Raw genomic sequence first — 21,527 nt, forward strand, 5'->3', positions numbered from 1 at the left:
CAGATGTTTGCCTAAAAAAGAAACCCGCCATGGGCGGGTGGAAGGATTGCAACACTAACCAGGAGGAGGTGTTATCAAGTAGACCCCGCCTCTTCGGTAATAGTTCAATTTTATTGAAGTTTTTTCGTTTTCTGCGCAGGGTTTCCATCGGGATCTGCGGGGGCGGATGGGTTATCATTCTGCTCCCGTCATCCGGTTGCAGAGGATCTATGCCCGCGTTTTCCTGGTTAGCGCTCTTTTTCGGCGCCTTCTATTTTGTCTACGGCGCTTACTTGCCGTTCTGGTCGCTCTGGCTGGAGGGGGTGGGCGTCAGCGCCGAGATGATTGGTCTGCTGCTGGGGGCGGGGATGGCGATCCGCTTTGCCGGCAACCTGATGGTAATGGGGCAGATCAAGGGGGCGGGCCATCTGCTGCCGGTTACCCGGTTGCTCTCCCTGCTCAGTCTGCTGGCGTTTCTCGGCTTCTATCTCAGTCATAACCTCTGGTGGCTGGTGGGCTTGACCCTGCTGGCGAACTTTATCTATCCGACCCTGATGCCGGTGGGGGAGGCGCTGGCAACCCGCATGGTGGTACAGGCTCACCTCGATTACGGCAAGGTGCGGCTGTGCGGTTCGTTTGCCTTTATCGTCGCCTCGACCCTGGTGGGGGCGCTGGTGGGCAATTTCGGTAGTGAGTGGATTTTGCACACCATGGTGGCGGGGCTGGTGCTGATGCTGCTGCTCAGCTGGCTGCCGCTCTATCCGGCGCCACAGGATAGTCAGGGCGAGCGGGCCAAAGCATCCTTGCTGGCAACCCTGCGCAGCGCGCCGGTGCGCCGCTTCCTGCTTTTGACAGCTCTGCTGCAGGGGAGCCATGCCGCCTATTACGGCTTCAGCGCCATCTACTGGAAGGCGCAAGGGTATAGCGGCACCATCATCGGCTATCTCTGGGCGCTCGGGGTGGTGGCGGAGATTTGCATGTTCGCCGCTGACAAGCGCTTCTTGCAGCGCTTTGGCGCCCAGAGTCTCTTTATCGCCGGTGCCATCGGTTGTGTGGTGCGCTGGGTATTGCTGGGTGCCTCGACCGAGTTGTGGGTGCTGGTGCTGGGGCAATTGCTCCACTCGGTGACGTTCGGTATGAGTCATCTGGGGGCGGTGCGTTTCATGACTCGCCAGCTGCCTGCCGAGCAGTTGATCCCGACCCAGGCGCTCTATGCGGCCCTTGGCCTCGGCATGACGGTGGCGGCCCTGATGGCACTTTGCGGCGTGCTATTCGAGCCTCTCGGCGGCGGCATCTTCTTCCTGATGGTGCTGGTGGTCTTGCCGGTGTTCTTCCTGCGGCTGCGACACTCAACCGTTACCGCGTGAGCAGGGATTGAACTGCTCAAGGGGGCAGGGAGTGCGCCTCTTGATGCATGACTTTTTCGGCCAGTCTCTCTAGACTGGCCGAACCTGCACACAAATTATCAACATGGACAAGGGGTTGCAGATGCACCAGGGATGGTTGCTGATCGGATTGTCGCTCTCCTATCTGGGGCTGCTGTTTCTGATTGCCTTCGTGGCGGACAAACACAAGCGGCATCGCATGAAGGGGCAGCCCCTGCTCTACAGCCTGTCGCTGGCGGTCTACTGTACCTCCTGGACCTTCTTCGGGACCGTGGGGCAGGCGAGTGAATCGCCCTGGTCGCCGGTGCCCATCTATCTCGGCCCCATGCTGGTTTTTCTGTTTGGCTGGCGGCTGCTGGCGCGCCTCATTCTGGTGGCCAAGCGGGAACACATCACCTCCATCGCCGACTTCATCGCCGCCCGTTACGGCAAGTCCCAGCGGCTCGCCATGCTCATCGCTCTTATCGCCATCATGGGGATCCTTCCTTACCTGGTGTTGCAGCTCAAAGCGATCGTGACCGGGCTCGATCTGCTGATGGTCAACAGCGCCGGGACGGGGCACGCCAGCGCCATATCGGGCAATACCGCAGAACTGGCGCTCGGGGTCGCCATGCTGCTGGCGTTGTTCAGCATCCTGTTCGGTACCCGTCATCTCGATGCCACCGAGCATCACAGGGGGATGGTGGTGGCCATCGCTTTCGAGTCGGTGGTCAAATTGCTGGCCTTTATCGCGGTGGGGGGCTTCGCCCTCTGGCTGATCCTGAGCAAACCGGGCGAGGCTCACGAACAGGTGACCCGCGACTTCTTTGCGCAGGTGGTGGCGGTGAGCCCAGGCAACCTGCTGGAGCTGGCTATCTACACGATACTGGCGATGTGCGCGGTCATCTGCCTGCCGCGCCAGTTTCATGTGACTGTGGTGGAGAATAATCAGGGGCAGGATTTGCACTGGGCGCGCTGGATCTTCCCGCTCTACCTGTTCGTGATGGGGCTTTTTATCTGGCCGCTGGCACTGGCGGGCAAGCAGTGGGTGGGGGCGGACATGGCCTCCGATACCTATGTGATCAGTCTGCCGATGGCCCTCGGGTTCGATGGCATGGCGATGCTGGCGTTTCTCGGCGGCACCTCGGCGGCCACCGGCATGGTGATCGTCTGCACCATCGCGCTGGCGATCATGGTGAGCAACGATCTGGTGCTGCCGGTGCTGCTGCGCCGCTTCTGGCGGCAGGGGCGCGACGAGCGGTTGGTGCGGCTGCTGCTGCAGGTGCGCCGTGGCGCCATCCTGCTGATCTTGCTGGCGGCCTGGGGGCTCTACCTCTGGCTCGGTGATCTCACCAGCTTGTCGCGCATCGGTTACCTCTCCTTTGGCGCGGTGGCCCAGTTTGCGCCCGCCCTGCTGCTCGGTCTCTATTGGCGGCACGGCAATCGCAAGGGGGTTTATCTTGGGTTGAGCCTCGGGGTGAGCCTCTGGTTCATTACCCTGCTGGTGGAGAGCGGGCTGCTGGCCGGCTCGCCACTGGAGGCGTTGCTGGCGCCACCCGACTGGCCTGCGTTTCGCGATCTCAGCCTCGGGGCCTGGTGCATCTTCCTGAGCCTGCTCTTCAACCTGCTCGGCTATGTGGCAGGCTCGCTGCTGTCGCGCCCTGCGGTGAGCGAGCGGTTACAGGCGGCCAACTTCGTCGGCAAGCCGAGTCGCGATACTACTGCGCTCTATCAGGCGCGGGTCTCGGTGAAGGAGCTGGAGATGCTGGCCGCCCGCTTCGTCGGGTCGAGCCGGGTAAAGCGTGCCTTTGGGCGCTTCGCCGGTGAGCATGGCGGCACGCTGGCGCCGCAGATGCAGGCGTCGGCCGAGCTGATTGCTCATACCGAGCGGCTGCTGGCCGGGGTGTTTGGCACCTCGTCGGCGAGGCTGGTGCTCGCCTCTGCCCTGCAGGGGCGCAACATGCAGCTCGAGGAGATCGCCACCATCGTCGATGAGGCCTCCGACGTGTTTCGCTTCAACCGTGGCTTGCTGCAAGGGGCGATCGAGCATATCGGGCAGGGGATCTCGGTGGTGGATCGGGAGCTCAAGTTGGTGGCGTGGAACCGGCGCTACATCGAGCTGTTCCACTATCCGCCCGGGCTTATCCAGGCGGGGCGCCCCATCGAGGAGATCATCCGCTACAACGCCCGCCAGGGGCTCTGTGGTCCCGGTGATATCGAGGGACAAGTGGCTCGCCGAGTGGCCTTTATGCAGCAGGGCAGTGCCCATATCTCGGCGCGGGAGCGTCCCGATGGCCGGGTGATCGAGATGCAGGGCAATCCCATGCCGGCCGGTGGTTTCGTCATGACCTTCACCGATATCACGCCGTTTCGTGATGCCGAACGGGTGCTGCGAGAAGCCAACGAACATCTGGAGGCGCGGGTCGCCGAGCGTACCCGCGAGCTCTCCGAACTCAACCGCCAGCTGTTGCTGGTCAACCAGCAGGTGGAGCGGGCCAATCAATCCAAGAGCCGTTTTCTGGCGGCGGTCAGCCACGATCTGACCCAGCCCCTCAACGCGGCCAAGCTCTTTACCTCCTCCCTGCTGGAGATGCTGCCGGCCGAAGAGGAGCCTGCCCGGATCGCCCGTCATATCGACGATGCGCTGGGAGCGACCGAAGACCTCATCAGCGATCTGCTCGATATCTCCCGGCTGGAGGCGGGCAAGTTCAAAGCCAAGAAACTCGACTTCGCCCTGCACGATCTGTTCGACAACCTGAAGGCGGAGTTCGGCGTGCTGGCGCAGGCGGGGGGGATCCACTTCTCGGTGGTGGAGAGCAAGCTGGCGGTGCACAGCGATGTGCGCCTGCTGCGGCGGGTGCTGCAGAACTTTCTCACCAATGCGTTTCGCTACAACCCGGGCGGCCGGGTGCTGCTCGGCTGTCGCAGGCTGGGGAGCAAGATCCGCATCGAGGTGTGGGACAACGGCCCCGGCATTCCGCAAGACAAGCAGGAGGCTATCTTCGATGAGTTCTCCCGCCTCGATCACTCCCGCACTGCCAGGGAGCAGGGGCTGGGTCTGGGGCTCGCCATTGCCCGCGGCATCTCGCTGGTGCTGGGTCATCAGCTCACATTGCAGAGCTGGCCAGGCAAGGGATCGGTCTTTGCGGTGACCCTCAATCTGGCCACCCGGCCGGTGGTGGCCCATCCGGTCGCCGCGCCCGCTCTGCGTGACAGCCAGCTGGAGGGGGTCAGGGTGCTCTGCATCGACAACGAGCGCGATATTCTGGCGGCGATGAGTTCGCTGCTTGGCCGTTGGGGCTGTGACGTGCGCTGCGCTGTCGATCTGGCCGAAGCCGAGGCGCTGGTGGCAGACGGGTTTGTGCCGAGACTGGTGCTTTCTGACTACCACCTTGACGACGGCAAGACCGGGTTGGAGGCGCTGGCTGCCCTGCAGCGGGTGTGTGGCGACGAGCTGGGAGGGATCATCATCAGTGCCGATCGCAAGAGCGAGTTGCAGGTGCAGATCCGCGAGCGGGGGTATGGCTACATCAGCAAACCGGTCAAACCGCTCAAACTGCGGGCCCTGATGAACAGCCTGCTGCTGCGCTAGCGACAGGCCGTGAACAGGCTCACAAAATCGTGCAAATAACGCGGCGGTCATCGCCATGATGGCATGCCGCCCATCAAGGTATATTGGCGAAGATCCTCTCATTTTTCAGTGTAATAGCGGCAGATGGCCGCGCAGAGATATCGCTGTCTGCAAACGCAGACAGTGGCACACCGGATCGGCTCAATCTATAGTCTGGATGCGATTATTTTCATCGCGAATGAAGTAGCTAAAGGGCAAACCGATCGCAAGGTCGGGACGCAAAGCTTCCGGTCCAGGGATGAGCCGTACTTGAGATAGCGGGGCCACCACAGGTTGTTGTGTACCTTTGCCAAGAGGCCGCACAGCTGTCTGCGTTACCTGTCAGGGCGTCGCCCTTTTCGTTGCCAACATAACGAAATAGGGAAATATAAAAAATGCCAAGTCCAAAGCCTACCATGCTGGCCCTTGCGGTTGGTCTATGTTGCGCCTCGTCCGCCTATGCCGCTGCGCCCGGCAAGCCGACTATCGGCTGGGGTTCCACCAAGTTTGCCATTGTCGAAGTGAGTCAGTCTGCCACCTCCTATAACGAGCTGGTCAAGGTGAAGGATGGTGCCGATGTAGAGGTGAACTGGAACCTCTGGAGCGGTGATCTGGGTCAGAGTGCCAAGGTGCTGCTCAACGGCAAAGAGGTGTGGTCCGGTCCCTCTGCCGCCGCGGGCAGCGCCAAATTTAAGGTGAAACAGGGCGGGCGTTACCAGATGCAGGTGGCGCTGTGCAACGCCGATGGCTGCACCCTTTCCGATCCGAAAGAGATAGTGGTCGCCGATACCGACGGCAGCCATCTGGCACCGCTCAAGGCACCGCTGCAGGAGAACAACAAGCCCTACGCCAACAAGTCCGGCAAGGTGGTGGGGACTTACTACGTGGAGTGGGGCGTCTATGGCCGCAAGTTTACGGTCGACAAGATCCCGGCTCAGAACCTGACCCATATCCTCTATGGTTTCACCCCCATCTGTGGCGGAGATGGCATCAACGACAGCCTCAAGGAGATCGAGAACGGCAACAGCTTCCAGGCGCTGCAGCGTGCCTGTGCCGGCCGGGCTGACTTCAAGGTTGCGATCCACGATCCCTGGGCTGCGGTCCAGATGCCGCAAAGCGGCCTGACCGCCTATGACGAGCCCTACAAGGGCAACTTCGGCGCCCTGATGGCACTCAAGCAGGCCAATCCGAACCTCAAGATCCTCCCCTCGGTCGGCGGATGGACCCTCTCTGACCCCTTCTACTTCCTCGGTGACAAAACCAAGCGCGATGTGTTTGTCGGCTCGGTGAAAGAGTTCCTGCAGACCTGGAAATTCTTCGACGGTGTGGATATCGACTGGGAGTATCCGGGCGGACAGGGCGCCAACCCGAAACTGGGCAGCCCGAGCGATGGTGCCACCTATGTGACCCTGATGAAGGAGTTGCGCACCATGCTCGACGAGCTGGAGGCACAGACTGGCCGCAAGTATGAGCTCACCTCCGCCATCGGGGCCGGTTACGACAAGATTGAAGATGTGGATTATCGCGCCGCTCAGCAGTACATGAGCCATATCTTTATGATGACCTACGACTACAACGGTGGCTGGAGCAATACCGAGCTGGGCCATCAGACCAACCTCTACGCGGCGAGCTGGGATCCCAAGACCAAGTACACCACCGACAAGGCGGTCAACCTGATGCTGGCGCAAGGGGTTGAGCCTGGCAAGCTGGTGGTCGGTGCCGCCATGTATGGCCGTGGCTGGACCGGGGTAAGCGGTTATCAGGGCAACAACCCCTTCACCGGCAAGGCGACCGGCAAGGTGAAAGGCACCTGGGAGGACGGGGTGGTGGATTACCGCGACATCGTCAACAACCGGATGGGGGCGGGCTGGGAGAAGGGCTACGACGAGGTGGCCGAGGCGCCCTATCTGTTCAAGGCGGCGACCGGCGATCTCATCACCTATGACAACGAGCGCTCGGTCAAGGCCAAGGGGCAGTATGTGCTGGCCAACAAGCTCGGTGGCCTCTTTTCATGGGAGATCGATGCCGACAACGGCGACATCCTCAATGCCATGCATGAAGGGCTGGGCCACGGCGAGGGGACGACTCCACCAGCCAACAAGCCGCCATTGGCCAATGCCGGCAGTGACCTCAAGGTGACCGGCCCGACCGAGGTGACGCTGGACGGCTCCGCGTCCCACGACCCGGAAAATAGCGCTCTCAGTTATAGCTGGAAGCAGATCTCCGGGCCGCAGGTTGGCTTGCTTGATGCCACTCAGGCCAAAGCCCGCGTGGTGCTGGATGCAGTGACCGCCGATATCAATCTGGTGTTCGAGCTGACGGTGACTGATGACCAGCAGTTGAGTGCCAAGGATCAGGTGGTGGTCACCAACAAGGCGCCGCAGGCCAATCAGGCGCCGGTGGTGAGTGTACCTGCCACGGCCTCTGTGGAGGCGGGCAAGCAGGTGACCATCAAGGCGACCGCCTCCGATCCGAACGGTGATCCGTTGACTTATCAGTGGAGCGTGCCGGCAGGCATCACCGCAACGGGTCAGAACAGCGCCACCCTGGTGGTGACTGGCCCGAACGTCACCATCGACACCGGCTATGACCTGAGCGTCACTGTCTCCGACGGTGGGCTGGATGCCAGTGCGGCAACCCGTCTGACGGTTAAACCGGCCAGCAGTGGCGGTGGTTGCACGGCGACTGATCCGGATGCGGCCAACTGGCCTGCCTGGCAGGCCAGCAAGGTTTACAACGGCGGCGACAAGGTGAGCCACAACCAGCTGGTATGGCAGGCCAATTACTGGACTCAGGGCAACGAGCCAAGTCGTTCCGCGGGCCAGTGGTTACTGGTGAGCAAGGTGCAACTGGGGTGGGATGCCAATGTCGCCTACAACGGCGGCGAGCTCACTACCTATAATGGCCGTCAGTGGAAAGCCCAGTACTGGACCAAGGGTGATGAGCCTGGCAAGGCAGCGGTCTGGCAGGATGTGGGGGCAGCCAGTTGTAAATAAGCGTTGAATGGTCGCGGGGCATGCCAGTCATGCCCCGTTTTTTCTCCCCGCTTCGCCACATTCTGGCGGGTCTGCCAATCGGTTTCCCCACCCAGCTTCTCTTTTGTGTCTGCAAAGCAGCCCTTCCGGGCTAGTGATTAATGCTCTCCCCGATAGCTGGCATCTGTGCCGCCCGCAGCTCTTTGTGGTGCCGCTTGTGTTGGTACATGTCGGCATCGGCTCTGGCAAACGCGGCGGCAAAGTCGCCGCGATAGGGGGCCATCCCCATACTGCACGAGATAGTGGGGGAGGCGCTGGCCAGCATGGTGGTCAGCCTGGCCATCGCCTGTTGCAGCTCGGTCGGTGTCAGAGTGGTGAGCAGCACAAACTCATCCCCGCCGAAGCGGGCGGCAATCACCCCCTGATCGAAGTGCTGGCGTATGCCGTCTGCGATAAGGCGCAGGGCCTGATCACCCGCCAAATGGCCACTGCTGTCATTGAGCTGTTTGAGATTATCCATGTCGATCAGCAGCAGGGTGCCTTCCGGCTGCCCCTGCAGAGCGAGTTCGAATTGCTGGCGATTGGCGAGCCCGGTCAGCTGGTCGGTATTGGCCAGCTGATAGATGCGGCGGGACTGCTGATAGATGGTGATGGCGTGGCGAATATCCCGCGCCAGGATCGCCATCAGGTGGCTGTCGTAGCGGGTAAAGGCATTACGTTTGCTGCTGTCCATATTGATCATGCCGTAGAGCTGGCCATCGATATGGATCGGGGTCGCCAGCGTGGCCTGGATGGGCAGGTCGGTGCAGTTGACCAGCAACTCTCTGTCCTGTTCGGACAGGGGCATGGTGGCATTTATCTTCGACAGGTCGTTGATCAGCAGTGTTTTGTTGCAGCGCCCCTGAGTCAGCTTGTACTGAAAGGTGTGCTCCAGCGGCAGATTGATCCGCCGCAGTTTCACCAGATCCATGCCGATGGCCGCTTCATATCTCAACATACCTGTGCCCGGCAGCAGCTTGATCAGGCAGCCCATCTCGGCTCCCGGGATCAACATCACGGCTCGTCTGAGCAGATCCTCCAGAAAGGCCTCTTCGGTCTGGTATTGCGCCGAGTTGCGGGCCAGTTCGGCGGTGGTTTCGTTGATCTTGAGCGCCTCACTCAGATGCTGCCACTGGCGGTGCAGATGGTAGCGGTAGTGGCGATAGAGCCAGAAGGTGCAGATAAGGTAGCTCTGGACTAGCAAGGTGCTGGCAAGCGGTGCCCTTTGCCAGCCATTGAGGCTGTTGATAAGCCAGATCATTCCGGCCAGTGGCAATGCATAAATCGTCAAACGAACAAATTTGTCGTATCTGGATAACCGGGTGCGTGAAGGCAATTCGCTGGGCATGAAGATACCTGCTGGCCATGCAAAACGGCGATTATAAATTCATTAGTTACGATACAGATGGGTCTTTTGTCGGATATTGTTCTTACTCATTGATTTTTCTCAATTTGGTGTGATGTAGATCAAAAAAATGGTGTGAGGTATCTGGTTGGAGGTGATGAGATTAGGTCTGTATATCCGGCTGTTTTTTAAACATTAATTTCTTGAAAGTGGGTAATTGTCGGGGTTGGTAACTGGTGGGCTGGCAATGGTCCGATTTGCTTACTTATCAGAATTACCCTACAGTCAATCGGCGATTATTTATCGCCAGAAATAATGTTGTGACAAGGGCAAACCGATTGAAAAGTCGGGACGCAAAGCTTCCGGTCTAAGGGTCAAGACGACCTAGGATAGCGGGGCCACCACAGTAGAATGCAGGCTGCCTTTGCCAAGGGGGGGCCGTTTTTGTGTTACCTGTCGTGTTGCGTTGCCCTTTCGTTTTTCCAATAACGAAAAGGAAAGCAATATGCTAAGTCCAAAACCCGCACTGCTGGCCATGATGGTCGGTACCCTGCTCGCCTCCTCCGCCGCTTATGCGGCGGCTCCCGGCAAACCCGCCATCGGTTGGGGCCCCACCAAGTTTGCCATCGTCGAAGTCAGCCAGTCCGCGACTGCTTATAACGAGCTGGTCAAAGTGAAGGATGGCGCCGATGTGACCGTCACTTGGAATCTCTGGAACGGCGATATCGGCCAGAGTGCCAAGGTGCTGCTGGATGGCAAGGAAGTCTGGTCCGGTCCCTCTTCCGCCGCTGGCACCGCCACCTTCAAGGTGCACAAGGGGGGCCGCTATCAGATGCAGGTCGCGCTGTGCAACGGCGATGGTTGTACCCTGTCTGATGCCAAGGAGATCGTGGTCGCCGATACCGACGGCAGCCACCTCAAGCCGCTCAATGCGCCGTTACAGGAGAACCACAAGCCTTACGCCAACAAGTCAGGCAAGGTGGTGGGGACTTACTATGTGGAGTGGGGTGTCTATGGTCGCAAGTTCACTGTAGACAAGCTGCCGGCGCAGAACCTGACCCATATCCTCTATGGCTTCACCCCGATCTGTGGCGGGGATGGGCTCAATGACAGCCTCAAGGAGATCGAGAACGGCAACAGCTTCCAGGCGCTGCAACGGGCCTGTGCCGGTCGCGCCGATTTCAAGGTGGCGATCCATGATCCCTGGGCTGCGGTCCAGATGCCACAAAGCGGTCTGACCGCTCACGATGAACCCTACAAGGGCAACTTCGGTGCCCTGATGGCGCTCAAGCAGGCCCAGCCTGATCTCAAGATCCTCCCCTCCATCGGGGGCTGGACCCTCTCCGATCCCTTCTTCTTCATGGATGACAAGGCCAAGCGTGACGTGTTCGTCGCCTCGGTCAAAGAGTTCCTGCAGACCTGGAAATTCTTCGACGGCGTCGATATCGACTATGAATACCCGGGCGGCGACGGTGCCAACCCCAATCTGGGGGACAAGACCAAAGATGGTGAAACCTATGTGCTGATCATGAAGGATCTGCGCGCCATGCTCGACGAGCTGGAGGCCGAGACCGGTCGCACCTATCAGCTCACGTCAGCCATCGGGGCGGGTTACGACAAGATTGAGGATGTGGATTACAAGGCTGCCCAGCAGTACATGGATCACATCTTCGTGATGAGCTACGACTACAACGGTGCCTGGAGCAATACCTCCCTGGGTCATCAGGCCAACCTCTATCAGGCTACCAACGGCTCGGCCAACAAGCGCTACAACACTGATGCCGCGGTACAGCAGCTGCTAGCGCAGGGGGTCGATTCCGAGAAGCTGGTGATCGGTGCCGCCGCCTACGGTCGCGGCTGGAAAGGGGTGAGCGGATATCAGGGCAATGATCCCTTCACCGGCACCGCCACCGGCAAGATCAAGGGCACCTGGGAAGATGGCGTGCTGGACTATCGCCACATCGTCAACAGCCATATGGGCGCAGGCTGGGAGTACAACTACGACGAGACCGCCGAAGCGGCCACCCTGTTCAAGCCCTCCACCGGTGAGCTGATCACCTATGACGATGAGCGCTCGGTCAAGGCGAAAGGCCAATATGTGCTGGCCAACAAGCTGGGCGGGCTCTTCTCCTGGGAGATCGATGCCGACAATGGCGACATCCTTAACGCCATGCATGAAGGTCTCGGCCACGGTGAAGGGGTTACCCCACCAGCCAACAAGCCGCCGGTTGCCAATGCGGGCAGCGATGTGGCGGTGACCGGCCCGGCTACTCAGACGCTGGATGGATCAGCCTCCCACGATCCGGAAAAAGGCTCCCTGACCTACAGCTGGAAGCAGGTCTCCGGCCCGCAGGCCGCTCTGCTTGATGCCACTCAGGCCAAGGCCCGGGTTGTACTCGATGCAGTGTCCGCCGACATCAATCTGGTGTTCGAGCTGACGGTGACCGATGACCATCAACTGAGCGCCAAGGATCAGGTGGTGGTGACCAACAAGGCGCCGCAACCCAACCTGCCTCCGGTGGTCACTCTGCCCGCCAGTGTCAAGGTGGAAGAGGGCAAGCAGGTGACCATCACCGCCAAGGCATCCGACCCTAACGACGACGAGCTGATCTATCAATGGCAAGTGCCTGCCGGCATCACTGCCACCGGTCAGAACAGCGATACCCTGGTGGTCACCGGTCCGGCAGTGGATGTCGAAACCGGTTATGACCTCTCGGTGACCGTCTCTGATGGTTCCCTCGACGCCAGCGCGGCAACCCGTCTCACCGTTACCCCGATCAATGAAGGGGGCGAAGGTGGTGACAGTTGCGTCACTACCGATCCGGATGCCGCTAACGTCCCCGCATGGCAGGCCAGCAAGGTCTACAACGGCGGTGACAAGGTGAGCCACAACCAGTTGGTATGGCGTGCCAAGTACTGGACTCAGGGCAATGAGCCGAGCCGCACAGCCGATCAGTGGGCGCTGGAGAGCCAGGTTGAACTGGGCTGGAATGCTGCCGTTGCTTACCAGGGCGGGGCGCTGACCAACCACAACGGTCGTCAGTGGAAGGCCAAGTGGTGGACTCAGGGCAATGAGCCGGGCAAACACGACGTCTGGCAGGATGTCGGGGCGGCAAGCTGCCGTTAAGCAACACTCACTATGATGGCGGCGGGGTCTGATGAGACCCCGCCTTTTCCTGCTGAACACCTTAGTCAGAGAGCAACAATAATGAAAAAAAATCGCATTACCCTGCTGCTGGCCAGCCTGATGCTGAGCGGCCACCTGTGGGCGGCCGAGGCATACGACATCAACAAATCCTATCCGGGCGGCAGCCAGGTCAATTACAACGGCCAGGTTTTCGAGGCCAAGTGGTGGGTTAACCCGGGGCAAACGCCCGGCATGGCAGTCGCCAACGAGTGGGATACCCCGTGGAAGCTGATTGGTGAAGGGGAAGTGACCCCGCCGGACAATGGCGACGGCGATGACAAGCCCACTCCACCAACCCCGACCCCGCCGGATAATGGCACCACCCCTGTCTATATGAGTCAGGCCGAGCTGGATGCCAAAGAAAAAGCGCTGACCGACTTCCCGGCGATGGAATCTGTTAAGGCCTCCATCGCTACCCGCGACAATCTGGTCGTGGAAGCGGTGCAACCGGGCCGTGCAGACAACCCGGATAACGTCAAGTTGGTCGAAAGCCTGCTGAGCGAGAGCCAGTTCAACTACCTGTTCCCGCTGCGCGCCCCCGAGTACACCTATCGTGGCCTGCTGCAGGCGGCGGCCAAGTTCCCAGCTCTGTGCAGCAACTACAGCGATGGTCGCGATGCCGAAGCCATCTGCCGCAAGACCCTGGCGACCATGTTTGCCCACTTCGCCCAGGAGACCGGCGGCCACGAGAGCTGGCGTCCGGAGGCCGAGTGGCGTCAGGCGCTGGTCTATGTCCGTGAAATGGGTTGGACCGAAGCGATGCGTGGCGGTTACAACGCCGAGTGCAGCCCGGATGTCTGGCAGGGCCAGCAGTGGCCATGCGGCACCTTCGACAATGGCGAGTTCAAGAGCTATTTCGGCCGTGGCGCCAAGCAGCTCTCCTACAACTACAACTACGGCCCCTTCTCCGAGGCGATGTTCGGCACGGTGCGTACCCTGCTTGACAAGCCGGAGCTGGTGGCCGACAGCTGGCTCAACCTCGCCAGCGCGGTGTTCTTCTACACCTATCCGCAGCCGCCAAAGCCCTCCATGCTGCATGTCATCGACGGCACCTGGCAGCCGAACGAGCACGACAAGCAAAATGGTCTGGTGCCGGGCTTCGGGGTCACAACCCAGATCATCAACGGCGGGGTGGAGTGTGGCGGCAGTGCCGAACACGCGCAGTCCCAGAACCGCATCAACTACTACCGCGAGTTTGCCAACTACCTGGCTGTGCCGGTGCCTGCCGATGAAGTGCTCGGCTGTAAAGGCATGAAGTATTTTGATAATCAGGGATCCGGTGCGCTGCCTATCTATTGGGAACAGGACTGGAGCTATGTGGCCGAGAACCCCAACGGTGGCAAGAGCTATGCGTGTAAGCTGGTGGGTTACCAGACCCGCTTCAGCGCCTTCAAAGAGGGGGATTACAGCCGCTGCGTTCAGCACTTCTATCCCGAGCTGGTGATTGAAGACAATGGTGGCGGTACCAACCTGCCGCCGGTGGCCAATATCACCGGCCCGGCGCAGGCCGAAGGTGGCAGCAAGGTTACCCTCTCCGGCCAGCACTCCAGCGATCCGGAAGGCAAGCCGCTCACGTATGCCTGGACTATCCCGGCCGGTGCCTCCGCCCCGGCGCTGGATCAGGTCACGCTGGAGTTGACCCTGCCCAAGCCGGCCAGCGATACCAAGCTCGATATCAAGCTGACCGTGACCGATGCAGGAAACCTGAGCCGCAGTGCTAGCCATGTGCTGCTGGTGAAAGGGGAAGAGGGGGGCGTGACGCCGCCGGATGGCGACTACCCAGCATACAAGGCAGGTACTCCCTATAAAGCGGGAGAGCGGGTCAGCAATGGCGGCGCCAGCTACGAGTGCAAACCGCATCCCTTCACCGGCTGGTGTTCCGGTGCAGCTTGGGCCTATGAGCCCGGCAAGGGAACCGCATGGAGCGATGCCTGGATCAAGCTGTGATCCGGCAATGAGCCGATGCAATAAAAGATGGGGCCTGCGGGCCCCATTGTTATTTGGTGGAGTTCAGGTTTGGCCGAGGTATCGCTCTGGCCGGGACAGGACAGCACCAGGACGGTGCCGCGATAGGATGTGTATGATGTAGTTTTATTACTGTTATTGGTGAAACACTTTCACTATTCACTTGCCGTAGCGGAAGTAGTATTCACGGGTGGACGGTGCATAGGCATCTTTCTCTACAATGCCGCTCTTGGTGATTGCGCCCTTGAGGCGGAACAGGACTGCCAGATTCTCAAACATGATTTACCTCATCACTCTGTCATTTATGGTTATGGTATGTGACCTGGGTCACGGTTTGATCCTATGGCCATTCGTGAGCCAGATCAACTTTTTGTGTTGTAAATTTACGAATATTATAGAAAGGGTTTTCAAATGCAACGCTCTTTATGGAAAGGCTTTCCCCGGTTGGGGGGAGAAGCGGTTTGCCCGCCAGCAAAAGAAGCTAGCGAGCGGGCGCGTTGCAACTGTGCAGGGGTCTGCTTCGTTGCCTCTCCTTTGCCGAGGCTTGAGCCGATTTGTGACATAAAACAGAGAGATAGCGTGCTCCTTGCTGGTAAAAACAGCGAACTGCTGCAATTTTGACTAAACGAATCAATCGCGGTTATTTTAGGGTTGACAGCAAAGCGGGTGATGCCTATCATGCGCCTCCGTTGCCGGAGATAACTTCGTCAGCGCCGAGGTGAGTTGGGGTTATAGCTCAGCTGGGAGAGCGCTTGCATGGCATGCAAGAGGTCCGCGGTTCGATCCCGCGTAGCTCCACCAAATTCTCCTCGAACAATCTGGAATCCAAGGGGTTATAGCTCAGCTGGGAGAGCGCTTGCATGGCATGCAAGAGGTCCGCGGTTCGATCCCGCGTAGCTCCACCAGGTTCCTGATTGAAATGAAGTGCCCAGGGCAGTGCGGTGTGTATCACCCAAGCCGACCTTTGTGGGGTTATAGCTCAGCTGGGAGAGCGCTTGCATGGCATGCAAGAGGTCCGCGGTTCGATCCCGCGTAGCTCCACCATTATTGAGGATGAATGGCCGCCAGAACCATTCATTCAGTGCCGAATTTGGGGTTATAGCTCAGCTGGGAGAGCGCTTGCATGGCATGCAAGAGGTCCGCGGTTCGATCCCGCGTAGCTCCACCAAATTCTTGTTAAAAGAAGCCAAAAGGCCACCGCATCGCGGTGGCCTTTTTGTTTTCTCAGGCATTTATTTTCCCCATACTTCTGTGCTTTTCATGTGTAAATCCATTACTCCAACGAAAAAGCCCGCAGGGCTCGCGGGCTTTGGTTGCACTATTCAGATGCGCCAGAGGTTAACGGCGACGTCGCCAGGCCAGCGGCAGCAGGGCCAGCAGGCCGAGTCCCAGCGCACCACCGCCTGAGGAGGTGTCCGGTTTGGTGGCATTACTCTCCAGTTTGAGGTCGACGATGATGGGATCATGATCGGAGGCGCTGAAGGGGTTGTCAGACTTGAGTAGTGCATCGGTGAATTTAGCAGCGTACTCGAACTGGTTGCTTTCGAAGGCGTTGATATGCCAGTCGGAGACACCAGCCACCTTGCTGGCCAGTGCCGAGTTGGCGAGGGCATAGTCGAGGGTACCGAGTTCGCCGTCATAGCTGTAGGAGATGGCTTTCTCCTTGTTAAACTTGACGTTGAGATCGACGAAGCCATAGTTCTTGGTCGCCTCGCGCCCCATCTGCTCGTAAGGTTGTTCACCGATAAAGGTGTGGGAGGCAGATACGATCTTCCGCTCGCTGGTGGCCGGGTTGTAGTCTGTCAGTACCCGGATCGGATCTTCCTTGGCGTAGGAGTTGAAGTCCCCCACCAGCAGCACCTGGCCCGGCAGTTTGCTGACCGCTTCACCCAGTACCTTGGCGGCGGAGACTCGGAACTCGGTGCACTTGCCCTGCAGGTCGGCCGGCTCTGTCTTGCCATCGCCATTTTCATAGCAGCCTGATCCCTTGGATTTGAGGTGGTTGACTACCACAGTCAGCGGTTCTTTGCTCTTGGCAATGGTGAAGGTCTGAACCAGCGAGTCGCGTTGACCGGCAGTCTTGGCCACGCCACCTGTGATGTAGCGCTGCTCCGGCAGCTTGATGACGCTGGCATCCCCGCTGGGGGTGATCAGGGCAGAGCGGTAGATCATCGCCACCATGATGGCGTCGCCGCCGAAGAACTTGCCATCGGTGAGGGCAGTGACCGGCAGACGGACATAGGCGTAGTGTTTGCTTGTATCCTTCTGCTGTTCGTTGAGACGGGTCACCAGATTATGGAGGGCGGAGTTGTCACCAAAGCCGTTGTTCTCCATCTCCATCAGGCCGAGCAGGTCGGCGTCCATCTCGGTAATGGCGTTGGCTATTTTGGTGCGCTGCTTCTCGAAGGCAAGCAGTGTTTTGGCACCACGGTTACAACTATCTTTGTATGTTCCTTGGCAGGTGTTATTAAGATCGCCACCAATCTCTGGCGCGCTGGTGAAGTAGTTGAGCACGTTAAAGCTTGCGATCCGCAGGTTGCTGCCTGGAGTTCGAGTGGGGGCGGTCAGCTGGCGATCATCTTGCGCAGTACGCAGCAAGTTGGCGACCCCGATAGTGACATCGTTGGGTACCATCAGGCGGAAAGCGTCCTTGTTGTAGATAACAGTCCCTTCCAGACCATCTATCTGATCACCGATACGCAGATAACCCTGATCGGCATCCAGCGCCGGGAACCAGGGCAGGGCGCCATTTTGTACTTTGAAATCAGACTCGACCGCCAGTCGGTTGTTGCCATTTTTGGCGGCCAGCGCGACCGCTTCCGGGCTGCTGGCAACATGGAGCTGGGTCGGCTTGATAAGCGGCGCCTTATGGGAGAGTTCCAGGTTAGTGCGAGAGGCCTTGTAGTCGAAGCTGAAGTTGCGGGTCAGGTGAAGATCGCTGCTGCTGTCGAGCCGTACCCGCATCCCTTCGTGGCGATTGAGGGCTTGCTTCAGGCTTTCATCGTCATTGACTTTGAGTACGCTTACCGGCACGTTTTTACCCTGCCCGAGAACCTTGAGCCGGGGCGCAGTACCATCCCATTTCAGCTTGAGCTGGGTGCCGCCCAAGAACTCCTCGACCTGGGCTTCCAGGCAGAGCTCAGCTCCCGGCTTGATGTCGGCATATTTGGTTGCGAAGTCCTTGTCGCTCAGATAGACGAAGATGCCATCCGAGGTGGCCGGGTCGCCATCGCCCACCGGGTCGGTTAGATAGAAACCCTTGGTCAGACTTTGGCCCACAGTGGTAACAACACCCTTGACGCGGAAAGAGTCTGGGCTGATAGCCCCGGTGGATGTTGAGGTAGTGGCGAGCGCGCTGGCGGAGCCTGTGCCCTGAAGGGTCGGGATGGGGGTGAGTTGAGCCGGATCGGACGGGCAGACAAATGCCGCATGGGCGCCTGAGGATGCAAGTGCCAGCCCCACGGCCAGCGACAGCAGGGTACGAGTACCTTTCATAGGTGTTCCTTTTTTATTTTTGCCAGTGATTCCATAGCCTTGGCTCGTTGACCAAGGGCGCGCATTGTCACATTTCTGGCATGTGATACCAGTGAGCCAACGCACATTAAATGAATCTGGGAAGGTGCGGGAAAGCGTTTTTATGATCCCAATAACGATATGATTTTTTTGATAATTCAATCAATTTTAACCCTGTGATCATGACGCTTTCGTGGTAGGGGATAATTTTCTTTGAGAATAAAGATTGAGGGGATCTTGTCGCCTTCCTATACTGAGTTCGTTCCTCACGGAACCCAGGTAAAGGGCAAACCGGTAGTGATATCGGGACGCAATGCTTCCGGTCTTGATCCTTGATCTAGATAGCGGGGTTTCCCTGGGTGAAGGGTGATTTTTGTGGCAGGTCCATGGCCAGTTGTCTGCGCCCATCATGCAGGTTGCGATTGTTCTTTGTCTAGGTGACCAATGCCAAGACAAAACAAGGAAGATAACAATATGCAACAGCTCTTCAGACCCAGCCGGCTTGCCATGCTGGTCGCCCTTGCGGCTGCGCCCGCCTGGGCGCAGGCGGCCTATCCCGCGTATAAAGCTGGTACCGCCTACAAGGCCGGTGACATCGTCAGCAATGCCAGCGCCCTCTACGAGTGCAAGGAATTTCCCTATTCAGGCTGGTGTGGGGCATCGCCCTATCACTATGAGCCGGGCGTGGGGGTGGTCTGGGCGGATGCCTGGAAGCTCTATAGCGGTGAAGTTCCGCCACCGGCGCTCGGCGTAGCCGTCAGCTCTCCGGCTGCCGGTGCCAGCTTCAACGAAGGTGCCAGCGTGGCGCTGGCGGTGACCCTGAGCGGCCCGGTGACGGCGCTGGTTAAAGTGGAATATCTTGTCGACGGCAAGCTGGTCGCCACGGCCAGCGCCTCGCCCTGGGGCGCCAGCTGGAGTGCTGCGGGCGTTGGCGCTCACGCTCTGAAAGCGCGAGCGCTGGATAAGGATGGCAAGATACTGAGCGAGGCGAATTCGAGCTTCAGCGTTGCTGCCGTGGTCGCACCAGAGGCGCCCAAGGCGAGCATCAGCAGCCCGGCTAATGGCGCTAAGGTGACGCTGGGTCGCAGCGTGGCGGTGAACGGCAACGTCACCGATGCCAACAACGATGTGGCCAAAGTCGAGCTGTTTGTCGATGGCAAGAAGGTAGGGGAAGACAGTGCCGCCCCCTGGCAGGTCAACTGGACGCCCGATGCCAAAGGCAGTGCCGCCCTCAAGCTGGTTGCCACCGACAAGACCAATCTGAGCGGCGAGTCGGCGGCGGTGAACGTCACTGTCGAGGAGGCCGTACTGCCGCCAGATGGTGGCAACCTCTCCTGCGATATTCGTCAGATCTATCGCCCGGATGGTTATGAGTGCATGGGGGATGATCATGCACGTCGGGTCATCGGCTACTTCACCTCCTGGCGCACCGGCAAGAACGGCCTGCCCGCCTATCTGGTGAGCGATATCCCCTGGAGCAAGATCACCCACATCAACTACGCCTTCGCGGCGGTGGACGAGCAGAGCCACACCATCAAGGTGGATGACTCGGCGACCAAGATGACCTGGGATGGCGTGCCGGGGGCCGAGATGGATCCGGAGTTCGCCTATAAGGGCCACTTCAACCTGCTGTCGAAGTTCAAGAAGCTGTATCCGGACGTGAAAACCCTGATCTCGGTGGGGGGCTGGGCGGATACGCGCGGCTTCTATACCGCTACTACCAAGGGCGACTGCTCGGTCAACACCGATGGCATCAATGCGCTTGCCAGCTCGGCAGTGAGCTTTATCCGTCAGTACGGTTTTGACGGGGTCGATATCGACTACGAATACCCCACCTCGATGAAGGATGCGGGCAACCCCAACGACTTCCCGCTCTCCAACCAGTGCCGCGGCAAGCTGTTTGCCAACTACAAGGTGATGATGCAGACCCTGCGCAGCAAGCTGGATACGGCGGGCAGCGAGGATGGTCGCAAGTACATGCTGACCATCGCCTCACCGGCCTCAGCCTATCTGCTGCGTGGGATGGAGAACTTCCAGGTCACCCAGTACCTCGATTACGTCAACCTGATGACCTATGACTTCCACGGTGCCTGGAACCACTTTGTCGGCCATAACGCGGCTCTGTTTGACAACAATGCCGACCCCGAGCTCTCCCACTGGGGCGTCTATACCCAGGCCCAGTTTGGTGGCATCGGCTACCTCAACGCGGCCTGGTCTGCCCACTACTTCCGTGGTGCGCTGGCGGCGGGCAAGATCAACGTCGGTGTGCCCTATTACACCCGTGGCTGGCAGGGGGTGAGCGGTGGCAGTCACGGTCTGGGTGGCAAGGCCGCCCTGCCGAGCCAGAGCGATTGTCAGCCGGGCACCGGTGGCAGCACCATTCCGTGCGGCAACGGGGCGGTCGGCATCGACAACATCTGGCATGATCTCGACAAGAACGGCAAGGAGATCGGCGGCGGCGCAGTGCCCATGTGGCATGCCAAGAACCTGGAGCACGCGGCCAGCCTCGGCATCACCACGCTGCCGAGTTACGGCACCGCCTGGGGTCTGGATCCCAACAATCCGGCCCACGTGATGCAGGGCAAATATGTCCGCTACTACGATGACAAGGCGCAGGCCCCCTGGCTGTGGAACGAAGAGAAAAAGGTGTTCCTCTCTACTGAAGATGAAGAGTCCATGGGTCACAAGCTCGACTACATCATCAAGCGCGGTCTGGGTGGCGTGATGTTCTGGGAGATGGCGGGTGACTACGCCTACGATCCGGTGAAAAAAGAGTACGGCATGGGAGATACCCTGACTACACTTGCCTACGACAAGTTCGCCAAGGCGACCAAGTACAACACCAAGCAGAATGATCTGGCGGCACCGAGCGCCCAGCTCGACATCCAGGTCAGCCTGTATGGCTTCAAGGACGGGGACTCCAACTACCCAATCAACCCGAAACTCAAGCTGGTCAACAAGTCGACCCAGACCCTTCCGGGCGGCGCGCGCATCGAGTTTCTGGTGCCCACCTCCACCTCTGACACCATCACGGATCAGAGTGGCATGGGCCTGAAAGTGGTGGAGAGCGGTGGCAACGACAACTCGGAAGGTATTGCCAACGAGAAGGATTTCCACAAGGTCGCCATGAACCTGCCGGGTTGGCAGACTCTGGCGCCGGGGGCCGAGATTGAAGTCGCCATGACTTACTACCTGCCCGCCGCTGGCGTGCCGAGCGGTATGCGCATCATCAGCGGCAGCCAGACCATTGGTCTCAAGGCCGAGTTCCCGACCCTGCCGGAGGCCGTGCTGGGCTCGGGTGGTGGTGAGAATCCGGGTACCAGCTGCAGCAGCCAGAACGTCAATCCGGCGGCCTACAACAGTTATCCCAACTGGCCGCAAACCAGCTGGGATGGCAAGCCCAGCCATGCCAATACTGGCGATCGCATCACCCATAACAAGGTGGTGTGGCAGGCTAACTGGTGGACCAGCAGCGAGCCCAAGGCAACCGACGGTAGCTGGAAGTCCGTATGTAGCTATTGATTTTAAAATCAATGAGATAAGTGAGGCT

General features: G+C 59.5%; 9 protein-coding genes, 4 tRNA genes and 3 riboswitches. Of the genes, 10 read left to right on the top strand and 3 right to left on the bottom strand.

Going from position 1 to position 21,527, the window contains the following annotated elements; all coding sequences use genetic code 11:
• The first annotated feature begins 209 nt into the window (after window positions 1–209).
• The 3 genes from ACW5W8_RS08715 to ACW5W8_RS08725 all read left to right on the top strand — a co-directional run bounded on the left by ACW5W8_RS08715 (window position 210) and on the right by ACW5W8_RS08725 (window position 7,949).
• Window positions 210–1,346: a 3-phenylpropionate MFS transporter gene (locus ACW5W8_RS08715; RefSeq protein WP_498627385.1), complete on the top strand. Its 1,137-nt coding sequence runs from the start codon at window positions 210–212 to the stop codon at window positions 1,344–1,346.
• Window positions 1,347–1,467: 121 nt separating this feature from the next.
• On the top strand, window positions 1,468–4,935 hold the full coding sequence (locus ACW5W8_RS08720) for a hybrid sensor histidine kinase/response regulator (RefSeq protein ID WP_498627387.1): 3,468 nt from the start codon (window positions 1,468–1,470) through the stop codon (window positions 4,933–4,935).
• Window positions 4,936–5,157: 222 nt separating this feature from the next.
• A riboswitch (cyclic di-GMP riboswitch) is annotated at window positions 5,158–5,245 on the top strand.
• A 103-nt stretch (window positions 5,246–5,348) separates the two neighbouring features.
• Window positions 5,349–7,949: a glycosyl hydrolase family 18 protein gene (locus ACW5W8_RS08725; protein ID WP_498627388.1), complete on the top strand. Its 2,601-nt coding sequence runs from the start codon at window positions 5,349–5,351 to the stop codon at window positions 7,947–7,949.
• 130 nt (window positions 7,950–8,079) lie between these two features.
• On the opposite strand, the gene ACW5W8_RS08730 is transcribed toward ACW5W8_RS08725, so the two are convergent.
• Window positions 8,080–9,243 (bottom strand): sensor domain-containing diguanylate cyclase, encoded by a 1,164-nt coding sequence (locus ACW5W8_RS08730; RefSeq protein WP_498627390.1) that lies wholly within the window; start codon window positions 9,241–9,243, stop codon window positions 8,080–8,082.
• 387 nt (window positions 9,244–9,630) lie between these two features.
• Window positions 9,631–9,718, top strand: a riboswitch (cyclic di-GMP riboswitch).
• A 99-nt stretch (window positions 9,719–9,817) separates the two neighbouring features.
• Here ACW5W8_RS08730 and ACW5W8_RS08735 point away from each other — a divergent pair.
• Window positions 9,818–12,439 carry a glycosyl hydrolase family 18 protein gene (locus ACW5W8_RS08735; protein WP_498627392.1) on the top strand — a complete coding sequence of 874 codons (2,622 nt, stop codon included), beginning with the start codon at window positions 9,818–9,820 and terminating at the stop codon, window positions 12,437–12,439.
• A gap of 81 nt (window positions 12,440–12,520) precedes the next feature.
• Complete coding sequence (locus ACW5W8_RS08740; protein ID WP_498627394.1) at window positions 12,521–14,446, top strand: glycoside hydrolase family 19 protein; 1,926 nt, start codon at window positions 12,521–12,523, stop codon at window positions 14,444–14,446.
• 425 nt (window positions 14,447–14,871) lie between these two features.
• On the opposite strand, the gene ACW5W8_RS08745 is transcribed toward ACW5W8_RS08740, so the two are convergent.
• On the bottom strand, window positions 14,872–15,144 hold the full coding sequence (locus ACW5W8_RS08745) for a hypothetical protein (protein WP_498627395.1): 273 nt from the start codon (window positions 15,142–15,144) through the stop codon (window positions 14,872–14,874).
• Between the two features lie 45 nt (window positions 15,145–15,189).
• On the opposite strand from ACW5W8_RS08745, the gene ACW5W8_RS08750 reads away from it, so the two are divergent.
• The 4 genes from ACW5W8_RS08750 to ACW5W8_RS08765 all read left to right on the top strand — a co-directional run bounded on the left by ACW5W8_RS08750 (window position 15,190) and on the right by ACW5W8_RS08765 (window position 15,632).
• Window positions 15,190–15,265 (top strand) — tRNA-Ala (locus ACW5W8_RS08750).
• A gap of 28 nt (window positions 15,266–15,293) precedes the next feature.
• Window positions 15,294–15,369 (top strand) — tRNA-Ala (locus ACW5W8_RS08755).
• Window positions 15,370–15,432: 63 nt separating this feature from the next.
• Window positions 15,433–15,508 (top strand) — tRNA-Ala (locus tag ACW5W8_RS08760).
• A gap of 48 nt (window positions 15,509–15,556) precedes the next feature.
• Window positions 15,557–15,632: transfer RNA gene (locus ACW5W8_RS08765), tRNA-Ala, on the top strand.
• Window positions 15,633–15,802: 170 nt separating this feature from the next.
• Here the strand turns inward: ACW5W8_RS08765 and ACW5W8_RS08770 are convergent.
• Window positions 15,803–17,959: an ExeM/NucH family extracellular endonuclease gene (locus ACW5W8_RS08770; RefSeq protein ID WP_498627396.1), complete on the bottom strand. Its 2,157-nt coding sequence runs from the start codon at window positions 17,957–17,959 to the stop codon at window positions 15,803–15,805.
• Window positions 17,960–18,252: 293 nt separating this feature from the next.
• Window positions 18,253–18,335: riboswitch (cyclic di-GMP riboswitch) on the top strand.
• A 116-nt stretch (window positions 18,336–18,451) separates the two neighbouring features.
• Here ACW5W8_RS08770 and ACW5W8_RS08775 point away from each other — a divergent pair.
• Window positions 18,452–21,499 carry a glycosyl hydrolase family 18 protein gene (locus ACW5W8_RS08775; protein ID WP_498627398.1) on the top strand — a complete coding sequence of 1,016 codons (3,048 nt, stop codon included), beginning with the start codon at window positions 18,452–18,454 and terminating at the stop codon, window positions 21,497–21,499.
• The last annotated feature ends 28 nt before the right edge of the window (window positions 21,500–21,527 follow it).

It is taken from the genome of Aeromonas aquatilis, from assembly GCF_054052405.1.